Source organism: Streptomyces piniterrae (assembly GCF_005048155.1).
Classification (GTDB): domain Bacteria; phylum Actinomycetota; class Actinomycetes; order Streptomycetales; family Streptomycetaceae; genus Streptomyces; species Streptomyces piniterrae.
The window spans coordinates 227,120-242,029 of the sequence record NZ_SUMB01000004.1 but is presented as its reverse complement, the minus strand read 5'-3'; the positions used below and the strand labels follow the sequence as shown (position 1 = coordinate 242,029).

The 14,910-nt window shown below is 68.9% G+C and carries 17 protein-coding genes; 7 read left to right on the top strand and 10 right to left on the bottom strand.

The genetic code is table 11. From position 1 onward, the window contains the following. Positions 1–231 precede the first annotated feature (231 nt). On the top strand, positions 232–1,398 hold the full coding sequence (locus FCH28_RS13745) for a hypothetical protein (protein ID WP_136740164.1): 1,167 nt from the start codon (positions 232–234) through the stop codon (positions 1,396–1,398). 296 nt (positions 1,399–1,694) lie between these two features. Here FCH28_RS13745 and cqsA read toward each other — a convergent pair whose 3' ends face one another. Further along, positions 1,695–2,936 (bottom strand): alpha-hydroxyketone-type quorum-sensing autoinducer synthase, encoded by a 1,242-nt coding sequence (cqsA, locus tag FCH28_RS13740; protein WP_136740163.1) that lies wholly within the window; start codon positions 2,934–2,936, stop codon positions 1,695–1,697. A gap of 186 nt (positions 2,937–3,122) precedes the next feature. Here cqsA and FCH28_RS13735 point away from each other — a divergent pair, with 186 nt between their 5' ends. Continuing rightward, on the top strand, positions 3,123–3,692 hold the full coding sequence (locus FCH28_RS13735; RefSeq protein ID WP_136740162.1) for an EF-hand domain-containing protein: 570 nt from the start codon (positions 3,123–3,125) through the stop codon (positions 3,690–3,692). Positions 3,693–4,024: 332 nt separating this feature from the next. Continuing rightward, positions 4,025–4,258, top strand: coding sequence for a hypothetical protein (locus FCH28_RS13730; RefSeq protein ID WP_187363830.1), 234 nt, complete (start codon positions 4,025–4,027; stop codon positions 4,256–4,258). Positions 4,259–4,322: 64 nt separating this feature from the next. Here FCH28_RS13730 and FCH28_RS13725 read toward each other — a convergent pair whose 3' ends face one another. Beyond that, complete coding sequence (locus tag FCH28_RS13725; protein ID WP_136740161.1) at positions 4,323–5,399, bottom strand: alkene reductase; 1,077 nt, start codon at positions 5,397–5,399, stop codon at positions 4,323–4,325. 118 nt (positions 5,400–5,517) lie between these two features. Between FCH28_RS13725 and FCH28_RS13720 the strand changes: the two genes are divergently transcribed. After that, entirely contained in the window at positions 5,518–5,895 is a 378-nt protein-coding gene (locus FCH28_RS13720) for a MerR family transcriptional regulator (RefSeq protein ID WP_169314146.1), read from the top strand. Between the two features lie 46 nt (positions 5,896–5,941). On the opposite strand, the gene FCH28_RS39700 is transcribed toward FCH28_RS13720, so the two are convergent. After that, positions 5,942–6,076 (bottom strand): hypothetical protein, encoded by a 135-nt coding sequence (locus FCH28_RS39700; RefSeq protein WP_281289706.1) that lies wholly within the window; start codon positions 6,074–6,076, stop codon positions 5,942–5,944. Between the two features lie 202 nt (positions 6,077–6,278). Here FCH28_RS39700 and FCH28_RS13715 point away from each other — a divergent pair, with 202 nt between their 5' ends. Together FCH28_RS13715 and FCH28_RS13710 are read left to right on the top strand one after the other, a co-directional pair. Further along, positions 6,279–7,049, top strand: a complete 771-nt coding sequence (locus FCH28_RS13715) for an SDR family oxidoreductase (protein WP_136740159.1) — start codon at positions 6,279–6,281, stop codon at positions 7,047–7,049. Positions 7,050–7,112: 63 nt separating this feature from the next. Continuing rightward, positions 7,113–8,909, top strand: coding sequence for an acyl-CoA dehydrogenase (locus FCH28_RS13710; protein WP_136740158.1), 1,797 nt, complete (start codon positions 7,113–7,115; stop codon positions 8,907–8,909). A 19-nt stretch (positions 8,910–8,928) separates the two neighbouring features. Here the strand turns inward: FCH28_RS13710 and FCH28_RS13705 are convergent, their stop codons facing one another. From FCH28_RS13705 to FCH28_RS13690, 4 genes are all read right to left on the bottom strand, one after another. After that, the gene (locus tag FCH28_RS13705) at positions 8,929–9,738 is read right to left on the bottom strand and encodes an MBL fold metallo-hydrolase (RefSeq protein ID WP_136740157.1); all 810 of its coding nucleotides are present in this window, start codon (positions 9,736–9,738) and stop codon (positions 8,929–8,931) included. Between the two features lie 101 nt (positions 9,739–9,839). Then, a complete protein-coding gene (locus FCH28_RS13700; RefSeq protein WP_136740156.1) occupies positions 9,840–10,487 on the bottom strand; it encodes a DsbA family protein in 648 nt (215 codons plus the stop codon). Positions 10,488–10,710: 223 nt separating this feature from the next. Further along, positions 10,711–11,241 carry an anthrone oxygenase family protein gene (locus FCH28_RS13695; protein ID WP_136740155.1) on the bottom strand — a complete coding sequence of 177 codons (531 nt, stop codon included), beginning with the start codon at positions 11,239–11,241 and terminating at the stop codon, positions 10,711–10,713. A gap of 5 nt (positions 11,242–11,246) precedes the next feature. After that, on the bottom strand, positions 11,247–11,909 hold the full coding sequence (locus FCH28_RS13690; RefSeq protein WP_136740154.1) for a maleylpyruvate isomerase family mycothiol-dependent enzyme: 663 nt from the start codon (positions 11,907–11,909) through the stop codon (positions 11,247–11,249). Between the two features lie 71 nt (positions 11,910–11,980). Here FCH28_RS13690 and FCH28_RS13685 point away from each other — a divergent pair, with 71 nt between their 5' ends. Next, a complete protein-coding gene (locus tag FCH28_RS13685; RefSeq protein ID WP_136740153.1) occupies positions 11,981–12,898 on the top strand; it encodes a LysR family transcriptional regulator in 918 nt (305 codons plus the stop codon). Between the two features lie 164 nt (positions 12,899–13,062). Here the strand turns inward: FCH28_RS13685 and FCH28_RS13680 are convergent, their stop codons facing one another. From FCH28_RS13680 to FCH28_RS13670, 3 genes are all read right to left on the bottom strand, one after another. After that, on the bottom strand, positions 13,063–13,476 hold the full coding sequence (locus FCH28_RS13680; protein WP_136740152.1) for a DUF6640 family protein: 414 nt from the start codon (positions 13,474–13,476) through the stop codon (positions 13,063–13,065). 81 nt (positions 13,477–13,557) lie between these two features. Beyond that, entirely contained in the window at positions 13,558–14,196 is a 639-nt protein-coding gene (locus FCH28_RS13675) for an FMN-dependent NADH-azoreductase (RefSeq protein ID WP_136740151.1), read from the bottom strand. A 217-nt stretch (positions 14,197–14,413) separates the two neighbouring features. After that, entirely contained in the window at positions 14,414–14,902 is a 489-nt protein-coding gene (locus FCH28_RS13670; RefSeq protein ID WP_136740150.1) for a luciferase domain-containing protein, read from the bottom strand. Positions 14,903–14,910: the final 8 nt, after the last annotated feature.

The following is a 14,910-nucleotide window of genomic DNA, read 5'->3' as shown; positions in this document are numbered from 1 at the left end:
GGAGAGACCCATGGACCGGGCCGACTGTCGGCCCGGTCCATGCGCGTGTTCCGGTACGGAGGCTTAGGTCGGGTCGCCGGGGGAGTCGTACCCCCGGCGACCCAACAACCGGCGTGAGTGGCGGGAAAGGCCCCCTCCAAGAGTCAGCGTGTTGCGCCAACTGCACGGCCCCACCATCGTGTTCAGGCGGCCGCTCGGGCACAGGGGATCGGGGACCAGGAGGTCATCCGGATGGCAGAACAGGGATCCGCGTACACCCTGCCCCCGATCGCCATATTCCCCGACGCCACGCTGCCGCACCCCATGCCCTGTCTGGAAGCCGAAGCGCGCGACGAGGCCACGCGACTCGCCGCCGTGCTCGCCGTCGTCCCGGCGTTCGGGACGGCCGCGGAGCGCGCCTCAGGGCTGCGGGCCGCCACCCTCGCGGCTGCCAGACTCGTCCGGGCACTGCCGACGGCAAACTCCTCCACCAAGGCGGACGGACTGCCGGCCAGGTCTCCCGTGCAGAGCTACTTCCGAGTGCGCACAGCCGTACTCACCGCAGCTCAGGCTGCCCAGCAAGCCGCTCTGGTCATCCACCGCGGTCTCGCGGACCTGTGTGACGCGCCGCTCTCGGGAAGCGACATCGCCCGGGAGACCACAGCGATGAGGCAGTTGGTCGTGGACCTCGCGGGAAGCGAGGATAGCCCAAAGACCCCTGAGGACGGAGGCAGCGAAGCGTCTGACACCAGCCCCGGCACGGGACAAGGGCGGCAGGAGGAGATGTGGCTCTCCCGCTGGATCACCGGCCATCATGTGCACGTCCTGTTCAACGTCTACGCGACGATCGCGCTGAGAGAGGCCGTGGAGCGACTACGTGAAGGTGCCGTACGCGAGGCCACCGCCCAGATCGAGCGGACGACCGTCTACGTCCAGGGGTTCGCCGCCGCCCGAGCACATGCCGCCGCCCTCCCAGCAGACTTCTACAACACGACCATTCGCCCCACGATGGTCCCGACGGTGGTACCGGTACCCCTCAGCGGAAGCATGCACATGGAATACCGCGAGTACCGCAACACCATCGACGATCTGCTCGCGGTCCTGCCCGACCCGATCGAAGACCTCGCTCTGCGCGAGCCGGGACTCGCCTTTGCCCGGGAGGCCCTCCTCGAAGCCGACCTCATCGAGGCAGAACGCCATGTATGCCTCGTGGAGCCGGTGGTGGGAAGCGAGCGGTCACTGGTCCAGCCACCGGCGACCATGGACAACGCCGTTTCCGTGCTGCGCGTCATGCGTCATGCGCGGGCGGCGAAGATCGCGTCGCTCGTCCGGTTCGGAGACCATCTCGTCGCCACGGCGGCCAAGCTCCGGCAGAAGGGCGGCGACAGTGCGGCAGAGGCCGGCCGTTGCCCGTATTGAGCAGCGTATGGCCGCGATCGCGTTGAGCGCGGGTGGCTGCTCCCCGTGCTGAAAAATGGTCGCCTGCGGGTCGCGTATCCCGCGGACCGTGGACGGAACCGTCGTGTGTGACGGGAAGCAGAACTGAAGGCCGCCAGAGCGGGTCGGCCAGACCGTCCGCCTGGTCCTCAACGTCGCCTTCAGAGCGCCGAGATGTAGCTCACCACATTGGGGCCCGGTGCGTCGTTTCCGGCTGCCTCCATGGTCCGCCGGCCATGGAGGCAGGCCGGTCTCGGCAAGGCCCACCTGGCCGTGACCTACGGGTTCCCGTGGGCGACAGGCTCTGGACGGCGCGATCTGCGATCGCTCGGGGCTGCTGCTGTCCGCCGGGCGCGAGCCGTGCTGAGGAGCGGGCGTACGGCCAGGCAGACCTCGACCAGCCGCTCCACCTGTGCGTCGGTGAGACCGGCATGCAGTGATACCCGCATCGTCGCTCGTCGCCGTGAGGTGGCCGGCGGTCCGAACGGCGACGGGAACACCCCGCGGGACATCATCGCGTCGCGCAGTTTGATGGCCTGCAGCTCAGTTCCGGCCTCCAGCGGGATGATCTGTGTCTGCGAGCCGTGCAGATCGATCCCGCCGGCAGTCAGCTCCCGCCGTACCCACTCGGTGAGATGGTGCAGCCGCTCGCGCCGCCACCCGTCCTCCCGAACGGCGTGCAGCGCGGCCTGCAGGCCGGCCAGATCGTGTGGCAGCAGGGTGGAGCTGAATACCGCTGGATAGGACTCGTGCTTGAAGTAGTCGACGAAGTCGGGGTCGCAGCAGGTGATGAGTCCGGCCCGGCCGGCGAACGCCTTCGACAGGCTGACGGTGCGGAAGTGCACCGCGTCCTGCAGGCCGAGCGCCGCGACGATGCCCTCGCCCCGCTCCCCGTGCACACCCAGCGAGTGCGATTCGTCGACGACCAGCACGCAGCGGTTCTCCGCGGCGATGGCGGCGATCTCCGCCAGCGGGGCGAGGTTGCCGTCCGACGAGTACACCCCGTCGACGGCGATGATGCCGGGACCGTGGTCGGCGATGCGCCGGCGCAGATGGGCGAGGTCGTTGTGGCGGAACAGCCGGGTCTTGGCCCGGGCTGCGTGGGCTCCCTCCCACAGGGACATGTGCGCGAGGACATCGATGTAGATCGGTGTCGACGGGTCGGCGATGGCCTGCAGGAGGCCGGTGTTGGCGGCCCAGCCGGACTGGCAGAGGATGCCGGCCGGGGCACCCATGTGTGCGGCCAGCTCCTGCTCCAAGGACAGCTGCGGATGGTCGCCGAAGAGGAGGATGCCGGACATCAGGGTGCTGGTGCCCGCGGCGTCGAGCCGTTGGGTCATGGCCTCGATGATGCGGCGGTCGCGAGCCAGGTGCAGATAGTCGTTGTTGTCGACGATCACGGCGTCCGGCCCGGGGGGACGACCCCAGAAGAGGTGGTCTCCGCCCCAGTCCTTGGGGACCCGGATGCGGGTGAAACGGTCTACGCGGTGGCGCGACTGGGGCGGAATGGGGATGACCATGCCGAGGGGGTGCCCATCCCAGGGTCAGGCATTCCGGATGGGGAGCAGGCCACCCCAATGGGGCGTACACAGGCACACCGCGTGCCGGCAAACCACCCGCACGGGGCGCGTTCGGACGCTTGCGCAGGGCATGCCTTCCTCCGGCCGGGCGGGAATCCGACCAGTCCCGGGTTCTGAGGAGGGCGCATGCCGGAAGCAACCACGGAGACCATCGACATCCTCGACCGCAAGCTGGAACGGGCCTTCGAGCTGATGGATTCGGACGCCAACGGCGAGCTGGTCGAGGGCGATCTGCTGGTCCTCGCCGACCGGCTGGCGGCGGCCTTCGAGCGAGGGGAAGACCCTGCCCGCAAGGAACGGCTGCGCAACGCATTGCACCGGATCTGGCAGGACCATCTTGCAGGCATGGACGATGACGGCAACGGCTATGTGGACGTAGCCGAGTTCACCCGCGGCTTCCGGGCGGCCGCGAGTGACAACCGGGGGAAGTTCCTTGCCAATGTGAGCGAGGTCGTCGCCGCTTGGATGGATCTCGTCGACGTCAACGGCAACGGACAGATCGACGTTGACGAGTATCGGCTCATGTACGAGTCGGCCTTCGGGATTACGCCCGAGGACCTGGAGTACGGCTTCCGGCAGCTGGACCGCGACGACAGCGGAGAGCTGGACGAGCAGGAGCTCCGGCAGGCCACCGAGGAGTACTACACGAGCAGCAACCCTGACTCACCCGGAAACTGGCTCTTCGGGCCGCTCTGAGCCTCTGCCCCGAAGCCAGGCCGGCACCGGCGGCAACGGCCGCACGACCGGTCACTTCGTGTCGGTCATACATGGCGGATACCGGCGTACCCAGCTGGGATGATCGGCCGCATTCCCGGACGCGTGCGCAAGACAATTGCACGACACGGCAGCCGAGTTGAAATCAACGGGCGCAGACGCCCACAACAACGACGACAGGGCCTCCCGGCATCGCTCGGTTCGATTCGCATCCCCGAGCTACCGAGAGGCCCTGCCTTCATGCGCGTCAGCCGGAAGATCACCTGACCAGGACCTCCGTTCGACGCAGACGTCCCCCGATCTGCGTATGCACGGTGATCATCCACACCAGCGCGAACGACATCGGCGCCTCCGAGATGGGCGACACCCGCATGGAAGTAGCAAGCCACGTGACTGCACGTCAGCTCATCGAGGCCCACAAGAAGCCGATCCGCGCGGCCCGCGCGCGGCGTCAAGGCCGTCGGTGTTGCCATCCTGCCGCTCCGCCGTGGACCTGGATGCCCTCTGAAGCGGTGAAGCGGTGGAGTGGTGAAGCGGTGGAGTGGTGAAGCGGTGAAGCGGGGTGTGCGCTGGGGCGCCGGATGCGTCGGGGCCGGACGCCGAAGGGCGGTGTCAGGCCGTGTACTGGTATGCCGGGTAGGTCAGGTACCCCGCGTCGCCGCCCTGGTAGTACGTGGCCTCGTCGACGGGAGCGAGCGGCACTCCGGTGCGCAGCCTCTCGACCAGGTCGGGGTTGGAGATGAAGGCGCGGCCGAAGCTGATGAGCTCGGCCCCCAGGTCGAGCCAGTGGTCGGCCTCGTCCCGGCCGGTGTGCTTCGGTCCCATCGGGAGCACGGGGTTCATGATCAGGGTGCCCTGCCATGCGCGGCGCAGGCCGGCCAGCAACTCCTCCTCGGCGGTGGCTTCGAGATGGATGTAGGCCAGTCCGAGGCCGGACAGTTCGGTCAGTAGCGCGGTGTAGAGCTCGGGGATGTCGGTCTCCTCGACTCCCCAGAAGGTCACGCCGGGGGACAGGCGGATTCCGGTCCTGGCCGCGCCGACGGCCTCGGCGGTTGCGGACACCGCCTCGACGGCGAAGCGGATCCGGTTGCTCACCGAGCCTCCGTAGCGGTCGGTGCGCAGGTTGGCATTGGACGAGAGGAACTGCGAGATGAGATAGCCGTTGGCGCCGTGCAGCTCCACGCCGTCGAAGCCGGCGTCGATGGCGCGGCGGGCGGCCTGGGCGTACGACTCGGCCTGCTCGGGCACCTCGGCGGTTTCCAGAGCGCGCGGGGTCGGCGCCGGCTGAAGCCCGGTCGGGGTGAACACCTTCCACCCTTCGGCCGCGACCGCCGAGGGACCGACCGGCTGCATCCCGATGGTGTCTGGGTGCGAAACCCGTCCGCCGTGCATGATCTGGGCGAAGATCCGTCCGCCGTTGGCGTGCACCGCATCGGTGACCGGGCGCCACGAGGAGACCTGCTCGTCGGTGTGCAGTCCCGGTGTGCCGGGGTTGGACTGCCCGACCACGTTCGGCTGCACTCCCTCGCTCACGATCAGTCCGGCCGTGGCCCGCTGAGCGTAGTAGGTCGCCATCGACGGCGTCGCCAGACCGCCGGCGGCGGCACGGACCCGTGTCATCGGGGCCATCACCACCCGGTTGGGCAGCGACAGGTCCCCTAGCCGGTACGTGGTGAACAAGCTCGTCATGTCATGGCTCCTTCGTGATCGGGGCGCCGGACGACCGGGCGCGGCGGCTACGCTAGAACCTGACACTGACGTCAGGGGCAAGGGTTGTGCCTCAGCTCACAGCACAGAGGGAGACGGTGTGCGCATCGGGGAGCTGGCATCACGGGCCGGAGTCAGCGTCCGGTCCCTGCGCTACTACGAGGAGCAGGGGCTGCTCACCAGCACTCGCAGTGCCAGCGGGCAGCGGCACTACACGGAGCACGAGGTCGAGCGGGTCGTGTTCATCCAGCGGCTGTTCGCCGCGGGACTGTCCAGCCGCACCATCGCCGAACTGCTGCCGTGCGTCGATTCTCCCAGCGAGGAGAACTCCGACGCGGCGCTGGACCGCATGGCGCAGGAGCTCGACCGGCTGTCCGGGCACATCGCCGAGCTCGTACGCACCCGGGACGCTCTCGCCGGGCTGATGGCCATGGCGCAGGCACATCGGGAGCGCCTGCGGTCGGCGGTCGCCGACTGATGTCCGAGGCGCGAGCGGCAGCGAAGTCCTCGGTGTCGAGCATGAGTTAGCGGCCGTTGTGCGGCCAGGTGTACGCGGCGTGGGTGGGCGTGAGTTCGTCGATCTGGAGGGTGAGGCCGAGCCGAGCGTAGAAGGCGCGGCCGGCACCCATGTCGGTGACGACGATGCCGAGGGCGCTCATCCGGGGCCGGCGATCTGACGTGGAGGCCTCAGGTCTGTGGCACGTACGGGGTCGCGGACTCCTCCCACTCCTCCTCGTTCGCCGTCCTCGCCGTCACGGGTTCCGTGGACGCAAAGCTTGGACAGCGGCTAAGCGACTGCTTAGTATCCAGCTGAGGCGGGAACAGCCTGCCCGTGCCGCCCCTCCCCCTGAGGAGTCCACCATGACCTCACTGTTCTCCCTCTCCGGCAAAACCGCCCTCGTGACCGGCGGCTCCCGCGGCATCGGCCTGATGATCGCCCGGGGCCTGGTCGAAGCGGGAGCCAAGGTCTACATCAGCTCGCGCAAGGCGGAAGCCTGCGAGGAGGCCGTGCGCGAGCTCTCCGGTCCCGGCCAGGCGGTCGCGCTGCCCGCCGACCTGTCGCGCGAGGAGGAGTGCCACCGACTCGCCGCAGACATCGGCGAGCGGGAGGAGCAGCTGCACATCCTGGTGAACAACGCCGGCGCCACCTGGGGTGCGCCCCTGGACGAGTTCCCGGTCAGCGGCTGGGACAAGGTGATGGACCTCAACCTGCGCAGCCCCTTCCTGCTCACCCAGGCCCTCCTGCCGAAGCTGCGCGCCGGCGGGTCGGCGGAGGACCCTGCGCGGATCATCAACGTCGGATCCATCGACGGCCTGCACGTCAGCCCGGTCTCGGCCTACTCCTACGCGGCCAGCAAGGCGGGCCTGCACCACCTCACCCGCGTGCTGGCCAAGGAGCTCGGGCCACAGGGCATCACCGTGAACGCCATCGCGCCCGGCCCCTTCGAGTCGAAGATGATGGCCGCGACCCTGGACGCCGTGGGCGAGGCGATCGCGGAGGCGGCTCCGCTGCGCCGGATCGGGCGACCGGACGACATGGCGGGCGTCGCCGTCTATCTGGCCAGCCGTGCGGGCGCCTACGTCACAGGCGCCGTCATCCCGGTCGACGGCGGCATCGGCACCACGGTCTGACCGGCCGGCGACAGCTCCACACCCCCCTCACGCAAGCAACCCGAACCCGAGAAGAAGAGGACCATGGCCTCCCTCCTGCTCTCCCGTCGAGACCTCGACTTCCTGCTGCACGAGTGGCTCGACGTTGAATCCCTGACCGCGCGCCCCCGCTTCGCCGACCACTCGCGCGAAACCTTCGACGCGGTACTGGACCTCAGCGAGACGATCGCCGCCCGGCACTTCGCCCCGCACAACAAGAAGAACGACGCCCAGGAGCCGCGCTTCGACGGCGAGCGGGTGCACATCATCCCGGAAGTCGAAGAGGCCCTGAAGGTCTTCGCCGGCGCCGGGCTGATCGGCGGAGGCATGGACCACGAGGTGGGCGGCATGCAGTTGCCCAGCGTGGTGGCCAACGCCTGCTTCGCCTGGTTCCAGGCAGCCAACGTGGGAACGGCCGCCTACCCCTTCCTCACCATCGGCAACGCCAACCTGCTGCAGGCCCACGGCACTCCCGAGCAGATCGACACCTATGTCCGCCCGATGGTCGAGGGCCGCTTCTCCGGGACCATGTGCCTGTCGGAGCCACAGGCGGGCTCCTCGCTGGCTGATGTGCGCACCCGCGCGGAACCGGCCGATGACGGCACCTACCGCCTGTTCGGCAACAAGATGTGGATCTCGGGTGGCGACCACGAACTGACGGAGAACATCGTCCACCTGGTCCTGGCCAGGATCCCCGGCGGCCCGCCCGGGGTGAAGGGACTCTCGCTCTTCATCGTCCCCAAGGTCCTGGTGGGGGCCGACGGGACGCTCGGCGAGCGCAACGACGTCGTCCTGGCCGGCCTCAATCACAAGATGGGGTATCGAGGGACGACCAACACGCTGCTGAACTTCGGTGAGGGCGCCTTCCGGCCCGGTGGGGCACCCGGTGCCGTCGGCTTCGTGGTCGGGGAGCCCCACCGCGGACTGTCCTACATGTTCCACATGATGAACGAGGCCCGCATCGGTGTCGGACTCGGTGCCACAGCGCTCGGCTACACCGGCTATCTGCACGCCCTGGACTACGCGCGCACCCGGCCCCAGGGGCGCCCGCTCATGGCCAAGGACGCCACCACCCCCCAGATCCCGATCGTCGGGCATCCCGATGTCCGGCGCATGCTCCTCGCCCAGAAGTCGTACGTCGAAGGCGCACTGGCTCTCATCCTGTACTGCGGGCGGCTGCTGGACGACGAGCGCACCGCCCCGACGGACGACGAGCGGGCCAGGGCAGGGCTTCTGCTGGACATGCTCACCCCGATCGCCAAGAGCTGGCCCTCGCAGTGGTGCCTGGAGGCCAACAACCTTGCCATCCAGGTCCACGGCGGTTACGGCTACACCCGCGAGTACAACGTCGAGCAGTTCTACCGGGACAACCGCCTCAACCCCATCCACGAGGGGACGCACGGCGTCCACGGCCTCGACCTGCTGGGCCGAAAGGTCGTCATGGACGGCGGCGCGGGACTCCGCCTGCTCATCGACACCGTCTCCATGACCACCGCCCGTGCGGCGGCCGCGGACGACCAGGTCGCCGGCTTCGGACGGCAGTTGGACGCCTCCGTCGCCCGCGTCGCCGCCGTGACGCGGCGTCTGTGGAAGGCCGGGGACGCCGAGACCGCCCTCGCCAACGCCTCGGTCTATCTGGAGGCCGTGGGACACGTCGTGGTTGCCTGGATGTGGCTGGAGCAGATGTTGGCCGCCGCCGGACGCAGCGGCTCCTTCTACGAGGGCAAGCGCCGGGCGGGTCAGTACTTCTTCCGGTACGAACTGCCCAGGACGGAGGCGCAGTTCGCGCTGCTGGAAAGCCTCGACCGCACCACCCTCGACATGCCAGCGGACTGCTTCTGAGCTATGCCCCTCCGCATGGTCAGCCCCAGGTCATCTCGCCGGTGGCGACCTTGGAGCCCAGCTCCGCCGCGACCTGGAGGCCCAGGTCCGGGTGGCGTCGGAGCATCGCGGCCTCCAACGCCTTGGCACTGTTGCCGCTCTTGGCCAGCTCCTCCTCGAACTCGGCCAGGTAGGCACGGGTGAAGGCAATGACGGAGGCGTCGGTGGCGGAATCCGCGGAGCGGTGGCCGGCGACGACGTAGCGCGGTTCCAGCCGCTCCAGTTCGGCCAGTGTCTCGGCCCAGGCGAGGCGTTCGCGCGCCGTGGCGGTGTCCGCGGTCCACACATGCAGTCCGGCGAAGAGCAGGACACCGCCGACGACCGCTCGGTCCTCGGGCTGCCACAGGTACTCGGTGCGCCAGACCAGGTCCGGGTGACCGCCGCGGATCTCGAAGTCGTGTCCCTCGATGCTGACGCGGTCCTCCTTCAGCACCTCGGGGATGATGACCTCGCCGGGGAGGTTCTTGCCCAGATGGGCCCAGGTGCGGAGCTTGGATTCCCAGCTTGCCTTGATCCTTTCCATGGTGGTGGCCGTGGCGACGATCCTGACCTTGGGGAACGCCCGCCTGATCACCTCAAGGCCGAAGTAGTAGTCCGGGTCGGAGGCGGTGACGACGACCGCGGTCAGATCCTTACCGCTGTCGATGATGTCCGCGAGGACCCGGTGCTGCTCGGCGAGCGTGAACTGGCCGTCGACCAACAGCGCCTCACGATCACCGCTGATCAGTACGGATGACTTGTGCAGGCCTGTGGCGCCGGCCGTGTGCACGGTGTAGCTCAGTGCGGACATGGGGTCCTGCCTTTCGTGAAAGGGGGAGGGGCGGGCAGTTCGCGTGACGACTTTCGTGTGACGACCTTCGCGCGACGAACTGGGTTGAGGTGCGGGGTGGTTCAGGTGGCCATGACGGCGCTGTGCTGGTCGAGGGCGCGGGTCAGGGCGTCGGAGGTGGAGAGCGGGCCGCCCAGGCGATCGGTCCCGTGCGCGGTGTGCAGCAACAGCGTCGGATAGCCCTCGACACCCAGGCGGCGCACCTCGCGGAAGTCGGCCTCGGCCTGAGCGCGGGTGGTGGGAGATTCGTACGCGGCGACCACCGCTTCGGCGTCCAGCCCCAGCTCGGCGGCGATGTCCCGGTACACCTGCGCGTCGGAGAGACTGCGGCCGTCGATGTACCAGGCGCGCTGCATGGCCGCGGCCGCGGCCAGCGCGCTCGTACCCGGCTGGTTGCGCAGTGCGACCAGGCCGGTGGCCGCGTCGGCCGAGTCCATCACCAGGGTGCCCTCGGCAAGGACCCGCCCGTAGGCCGGGCCGAAGGTCACGCCGGTCAGCTCGCTGATGCGGGCGTTGGCACCGGGGATGTGCGGGTAGGCCGACACCGGCAGGGCGCGCGGGCCGGTGAACAGCCCGCCCGACAGCACTCGCAGGTCGCTCCGCTCGGCGTTGGCCGCGGCGAATTCGTGCAGGGCCGGGCCGAAGCCGTAGCACCAGCCGCAGTAGGCGTCGAAGACGTAGGTGAGTTGGGTGCGCTTCGCGGAGCTCATCACGCGTCCTTTCCATTTTCCGTCACCGGGCTCGATGCCGGGGTCGGGGCGATGAGCTCAACGCTATGGTCAGGGCGGAATCGTGTCCGGGTCCGTCGACGACGGCTTATGGTCAAAAAGTGACAGCCCCGATGAGGTGTCGAATGCAGCTCATCGGGGCTGTCCTGGCGATCGGGGACGGATCGCGCCCCCCTCTACACACACAGGCGGGCCGGACGCCGACTTATACGGGCGGGCCGGACGTCGACGCACCAGGGTTCGAGACGGCCATGGCGGGTTCGGCGATGTTTGGCCGTTCGCTTGTCCGGCGCAGGGCAAGAGAGATCAGGATGGCGAACGCAACTATGGCGGTGCAGGTGCGGGCATCGTTGAACAGCTCCCAGCGGCGCAGGATCTCCGCATAGTCGGCCGGCGGCGCTGTGGCGGCCCACTCCTTGATACGACCGTTGATCGGGACGTTCCCGAACCGGGTGATCAGGAAGGACGCGACGGTCAGGAGCCCTGCCGTGGCTGCGAGTACGCGGGCCCGTTCGCGTGTCAGGGCAGCCAGGGCGAGGGCGCTGAGAGCCGAGACCGCCATCGCCCCCTGCATAGTGATCCCGTTCATCTTCATCAGCTCGGTGTGGAAGTCGAGTCTCATGTCGATCGGCACGGAGTTGAAGGTCGGGACGAGATTGGCGGCCCCGTAGCCGAAGGCTCCGGCGAGCAGACCAGTGGACAGCAGGGCTATGCCCAGGATGAGCCGGGTGCGCATGCGGTTCATGCTCCGTGGGCGGGTCGGTTGAAACGGTGGCTCGGTTCTCCTCGGAGCCGACCGGCCGGAAGTCTGCGGCCGTAGGCCAGCAACAGGAGATCCTGGGCGGCGCCGTACACGGGCGAACCGGTGCCGTACGACCAGTCGAGGTCCTCGGCGCACAGCCGCACTCCGTCGAGGTCGGCGCCGAAGAACTTCAGGCTGCTGGGCCGGATCTCGTCGAGAAGGATGTGCAACCGGTCCTCGGGGACGCGTCGGTCGAGGCCGAGGGCGACGGTGATGTCCAGCCCGTGCACCACGTCGTGGCCGAGCGCCGCCGCGAACCCGCCAACCGGTGGCGTCCAGGGGTGGTGGGCGTTGTCCCGCAGGAAGGCGCCGAGTGCGGTGGTGGAATGGACGGCTGCATCCCTGCGCGCGACCCGATCGGTCATGCGGTGAAGGTTCCCGCGCGCCTTGACCAACTCGCCGAGCGTCGCAGGCAAGGAGAGCCGGAACCCCATCGACATATGCGCCGCGACTTCACGCACTCGCCATCCCGCGCAGAGGCTCTGCTCGTTCCACTGCTCGATTCGCAGAGTGTCGAACAGGTCGGCCAGTTCTTGCCGTTCCGCCGCGATCGCGGCCCTGACCTCGGTTTTCCTACCCTTGCGGGCTCTCGCGTTCCCCATGTGATCAAGCCTGCGGCCTGTCGAGCGATAACTCCAATAGATAGTTCTTCTCCACCCTAGAATCATTAGTTATGGAGCTTCGTCAGCTGCGCTACCTCGTCTGCATCGTCGAGGAGGGCAGTTTCACCCGAGCCGCCGCCCGGCTGCATCTGGCCCAGCCCGGCCTCAGCGCCCAGATCCGCCAGCTGGAGAACGAGCTGGGCCAGCCCCTGCTCGACCGCTCCGGCCGATCGGTCACCCCGACCGAGGTGGGCCGGGCGGTCCTTCCCTACGCCCGCGCCGCACTGGCCGCCGCGGACGCGGTGCAGCAGACGGTGGATGCGTACACGGGCCTGCTACGCGGCCGGGTCACCCTCGGTCTGGTCTCCGGCGCCACCGGCCACGCCTTCGACATCGCCGCCTTCCTCGCGGACTTCCACGAGGACCACCCCTCGGTGGAGGTGGCACTCACCGAGGACACAACGGAGCGGATGCAGGCCGCGCTCCTGGCCGGCGAGCTCGACATCGCCCTCCTCGGAACGGCAGAGGAGGTGCCACCACCCGGAGCGGCCTTCCAGACGGTGATCGATGTCCCGCTCGTTGCCGCTGTTGCCCCCGGCGATCCGCTTCTCGACTGCGTCGACGGCACGAGCGTCCCGCTTGCCGATCTGCGGGATCGACCGCTGATCTGCCTGCCGCGCGGCACCGGGGTGCGCGCGGCGCTCGAACGCGGTTGTGCGCAGGCAGGATTCCGGCCCCGCGTCACGTTCGAGGCGGCAGCCCCACACGTGCTCGTACAGCTCGCCGCGCGGGGCCTCGGCATTGCCGTGCTACCAGCCGGCGAGGACGAGTCCGCCCTCCACGGACAGCTCCGCACCCTGCGGATCGTCCAGCCCGAGATGCGCGCCTGCATCGCGCTCGCCTGGCAGGCCACCGGTCCCTCCAGCCCCGCGGCCCGGGTACTCCTGGACCGCCTGCGCGAAGCCCTCCCGAAGCCGCGTAAGGCCTGATTTCTGCCTCGCTCCATGGTCATCGTCGTGTCCCGATGAGGATGGCGGCGAGATGGAGTGAGGCGTGGTGGGCGATGGGGCGCGTCCCGAGCGGACACGTTGAACCAGCAGCCGTCTGCCGCCGGCGTTGACAACGCCCGTGATCAACACATCGATCCGTACATCTAGGCGATGCGCTGTTCCAGCCGTCGGTGCTCAAGGAAGTACGCAAGTGCGTTGAGGGCCAGCATGGTTGTGGCGAGGGCCGGCTGGATGGGCGGAACCCAGTCGCCGTCGACGAGGGCGGTGCCGGGGTAGAGGATCGCCGACAGCTGGGTGATCCAGTACAGCGACTCGGTCACGACGATGACCTGGACGAGGGAGCGCGTCCATACGCCGCGGTGCACCCACAGTAGGTACAGGCCCAGCAATCCGAGTGCGGCGCCCATGCTCATGGTCTGGGCGTTGTGGAACTTGGCGTGCGGTGGCCAGTTGGGGTTGTAGATGTGGGTCTCGTTCCAGTCCGCGATATAGGCACCGGTCATGGTGACCAGTGAGGTGAGAGTCAGCAGGACCTTTCCAGCGGTGATCTTGGGCATGGGAATTCTCCGTGGGTGTGAGTGTGGCGTGTGAGTAGTGCGTGAGGGGGAGTGGCAGCGGGCGAGAGGCACCGGAACCGGTCAGGCGGCGACCTGGCCGCGGAACTTCTCACCCTGCTGGCGGGCTTCCTGGTGCGCGTCGGTCAGGGATGCCTCGTGGAGCGGGACCAGGTGGGTCAGTGCCGGGACGACGGGCGCCATGGTCAACTCGGGCGTCAGCGAGGTGACTTCGAGGCCGAGCAGATCGTGCAGGATCGTCTCCAGCGCGGGCACGACGAAGTCCTTGCCGTGGTTGGGGGTGCCGGGGCCGTAACCGCCGCCGCGTGCCGAGATCACCAGGGCCGGACGGCCGGACGCCGCGGGACCGTCGGCGAAGCCGAAAGTGCGGCCCTTGACGATGACCTGGTCCAGCCATGCCTTGAACACCGAAGGCATCGTGAGGTTGTACATCGGCACGGTGAACAGGTAGCCGCTCGCGCCGAGGAACTCCTCGATGAGTTCGTCCTGGACGGCCGCGGCCGCGGCTTGTTCCGGAGTGTGCCGGGCGGGGTCGGTGCCCCAGGAGGCGATGCCCGCTGCGTCCAGGTGGGGTACGGGCGAGGCGGCCAGGTCACGGTGGACGACCGACCCATCCCAGGTGCCCCGGAAGGACTGGGCGACCTGGGACGACACCGAATCGGCGCCGATCGAGGACGAGTCGATGTGAAGCAGGTAGGACATGGAGAAGCCTTTGCTGATGGGGATGGGGATGGGGATGGGGATGGAGAATGGGAAATGGGCGGGGCGGATCCGCAGGCCGGGCTCGTGCGGTGAGGGTGAGGTGACGGCGTCGATGCCATACAGGGGCCGACATTCCTTCACGGGAACCCTCGGCAGGGGGCGCGTTGACCGTGCCGGTCACTCGCACCGCGGGCCTGGCGACGGTGGGGGAAAGCGGTCAGGCCGCAGCGGGCCCGGCGGTCGGCGCGTGACCGGTGGCGTAACGGTAGGAAGCGTCGATGACCTTCTTGGCCACCTCCACCTCGGCCTCGTCGCGCGGGGCGTAGAACATGACGACATTGGCGCCGCGGTGGTAGAGCGGGTGTTTCTCGCCCCATCCGGAGGCCAGGAACGCGGCGTGGTCGGCCGGGTCCAGGGCCAGGTGCAGGCTGCCGTCGGCGTGCAGGTGCACGAACTCCGCGTCCCCGCGCGGCAGGAACAGCCGGGCACCGCCGGCCGGGGCGACATCGTTGAGGAAGATGGCCCAGGTGCTGGGGACGGAGATCTCGCTGCGGCCTGAGACGGTGCCGGGGAGTGCGGTGGCCATCCAGCGCCGCAGTGCCTCCTTGATCTGCGGCGGGCTGAGCTGGGTGAGCTGCAGGTGCGGGACCTCGGGCCCGGTCTCGGGCCGGTCACCAGCACGCTCGGGCAGCGCGGGGAACGCCATGGTGGTGC

Bases quoted from the DNA above. Each gene is read 5' to 3' on its own strand.
- FCH28_RS13745 (WP_136740164.1), top strand. From the start codon at position 232: ATGGCAGAACAGGGATCCGCGTACACCCTGCCCCCGATCGCCATATTC.
- cqsA (WP_136740163.1), bottom strand. From the start codon at position 2,936: ATGGTCATCCCCATTCCGCCCCAGTCGCGCCACCGCGTAGACCGTTTC.
- FCH28_RS13735 (WP_136740162.1), top strand. From the start codon at position 3,123: ATGCCGGAAGCAACCACGGAGACCATCGACATCCTCGACCGCAAGCTG.
- FCH28_RS13725 (WP_136740161.1), bottom strand. From the start codon at position 5,399: ATGACGAGCTTGTTCACCACGTACCGGCTAGGGGACCTGTCGCTGCCC.
- FCH28_RS39700 (WP_281289706.1), bottom strand. From the start codon at position 6,076: ATGAGCGCCCTCGGCATCGTCGTCACCGACATGGGTGCCGGCCGCGCC.
- FCH28_RS13715 (WP_136740159.1), top strand. From the start codon at position 6,279: ATGACCTCACTGTTCTCCCTCTCCGGCAAAACCGCCCTCGTGACCGGC.
- FCH28_RS13710 (WP_136740158.1), top strand. From the start codon at position 7,113: ATGGCCTCCCTCCTGCTCTCCCGTCGAGACCTCGACTTCCTGCTGCAC.
- FCH28_RS13705 (WP_136740157.1), bottom strand. From the start codon at position 9,738: ATGTCCGCACTGAGCTACACCGTGCACACGGCCGGCGCCACAGGCCTG.
- FCH28_RS13700 (WP_136740156.1), bottom strand. From the start codon at position 10,487: ATGAGCTCCGCGAAGCGCACCCAACTCACCTACGTCTTCGACGCCTAC.
- FCH28_RS13695 (WP_136740155.1), bottom strand. From the start codon at position 11,241: ATGCGCACCCGGCTCATCCTGGGCATAGCCCTGCTGTCCACTGGTCTG.
- FCH28_RS13690 (WP_136740154.1), bottom strand. From the start codon at position 11,909: ATGGGGAACGCGAGAGCCCGCAAGGGTAGGAAAACCGAGGTCAGGGCC.
- FCH28_RS13685 (WP_136740153.1), top strand. From the start codon at position 11,981: ATGGAGCTTCGTCAGCTGCGCTACCTCGTCTGCATCGTCGAGGAGGGC.
- FCH28_RS13680 (WP_136740152.1), bottom strand. From the start codon at position 13,476: ATGCCCAAGATCACCGCTGGAAAGGTCCTGCTGACTCTCACCTCACTG.
- FCH28_RS13675 (WP_136740151.1), bottom strand. From the start codon at position 14,196: ATGTCCTACCTGCTTCACATCGACTCGTCCTCGATCGGCGCCGATTCG.
- FCH28_RS13670 (WP_136740150.1), bottom strand. From the start codon at position 14,902: ATGGCGTTCCCCGCGCTGCCCGAGCGTGCTGGTGACCGGCCCGAGACC.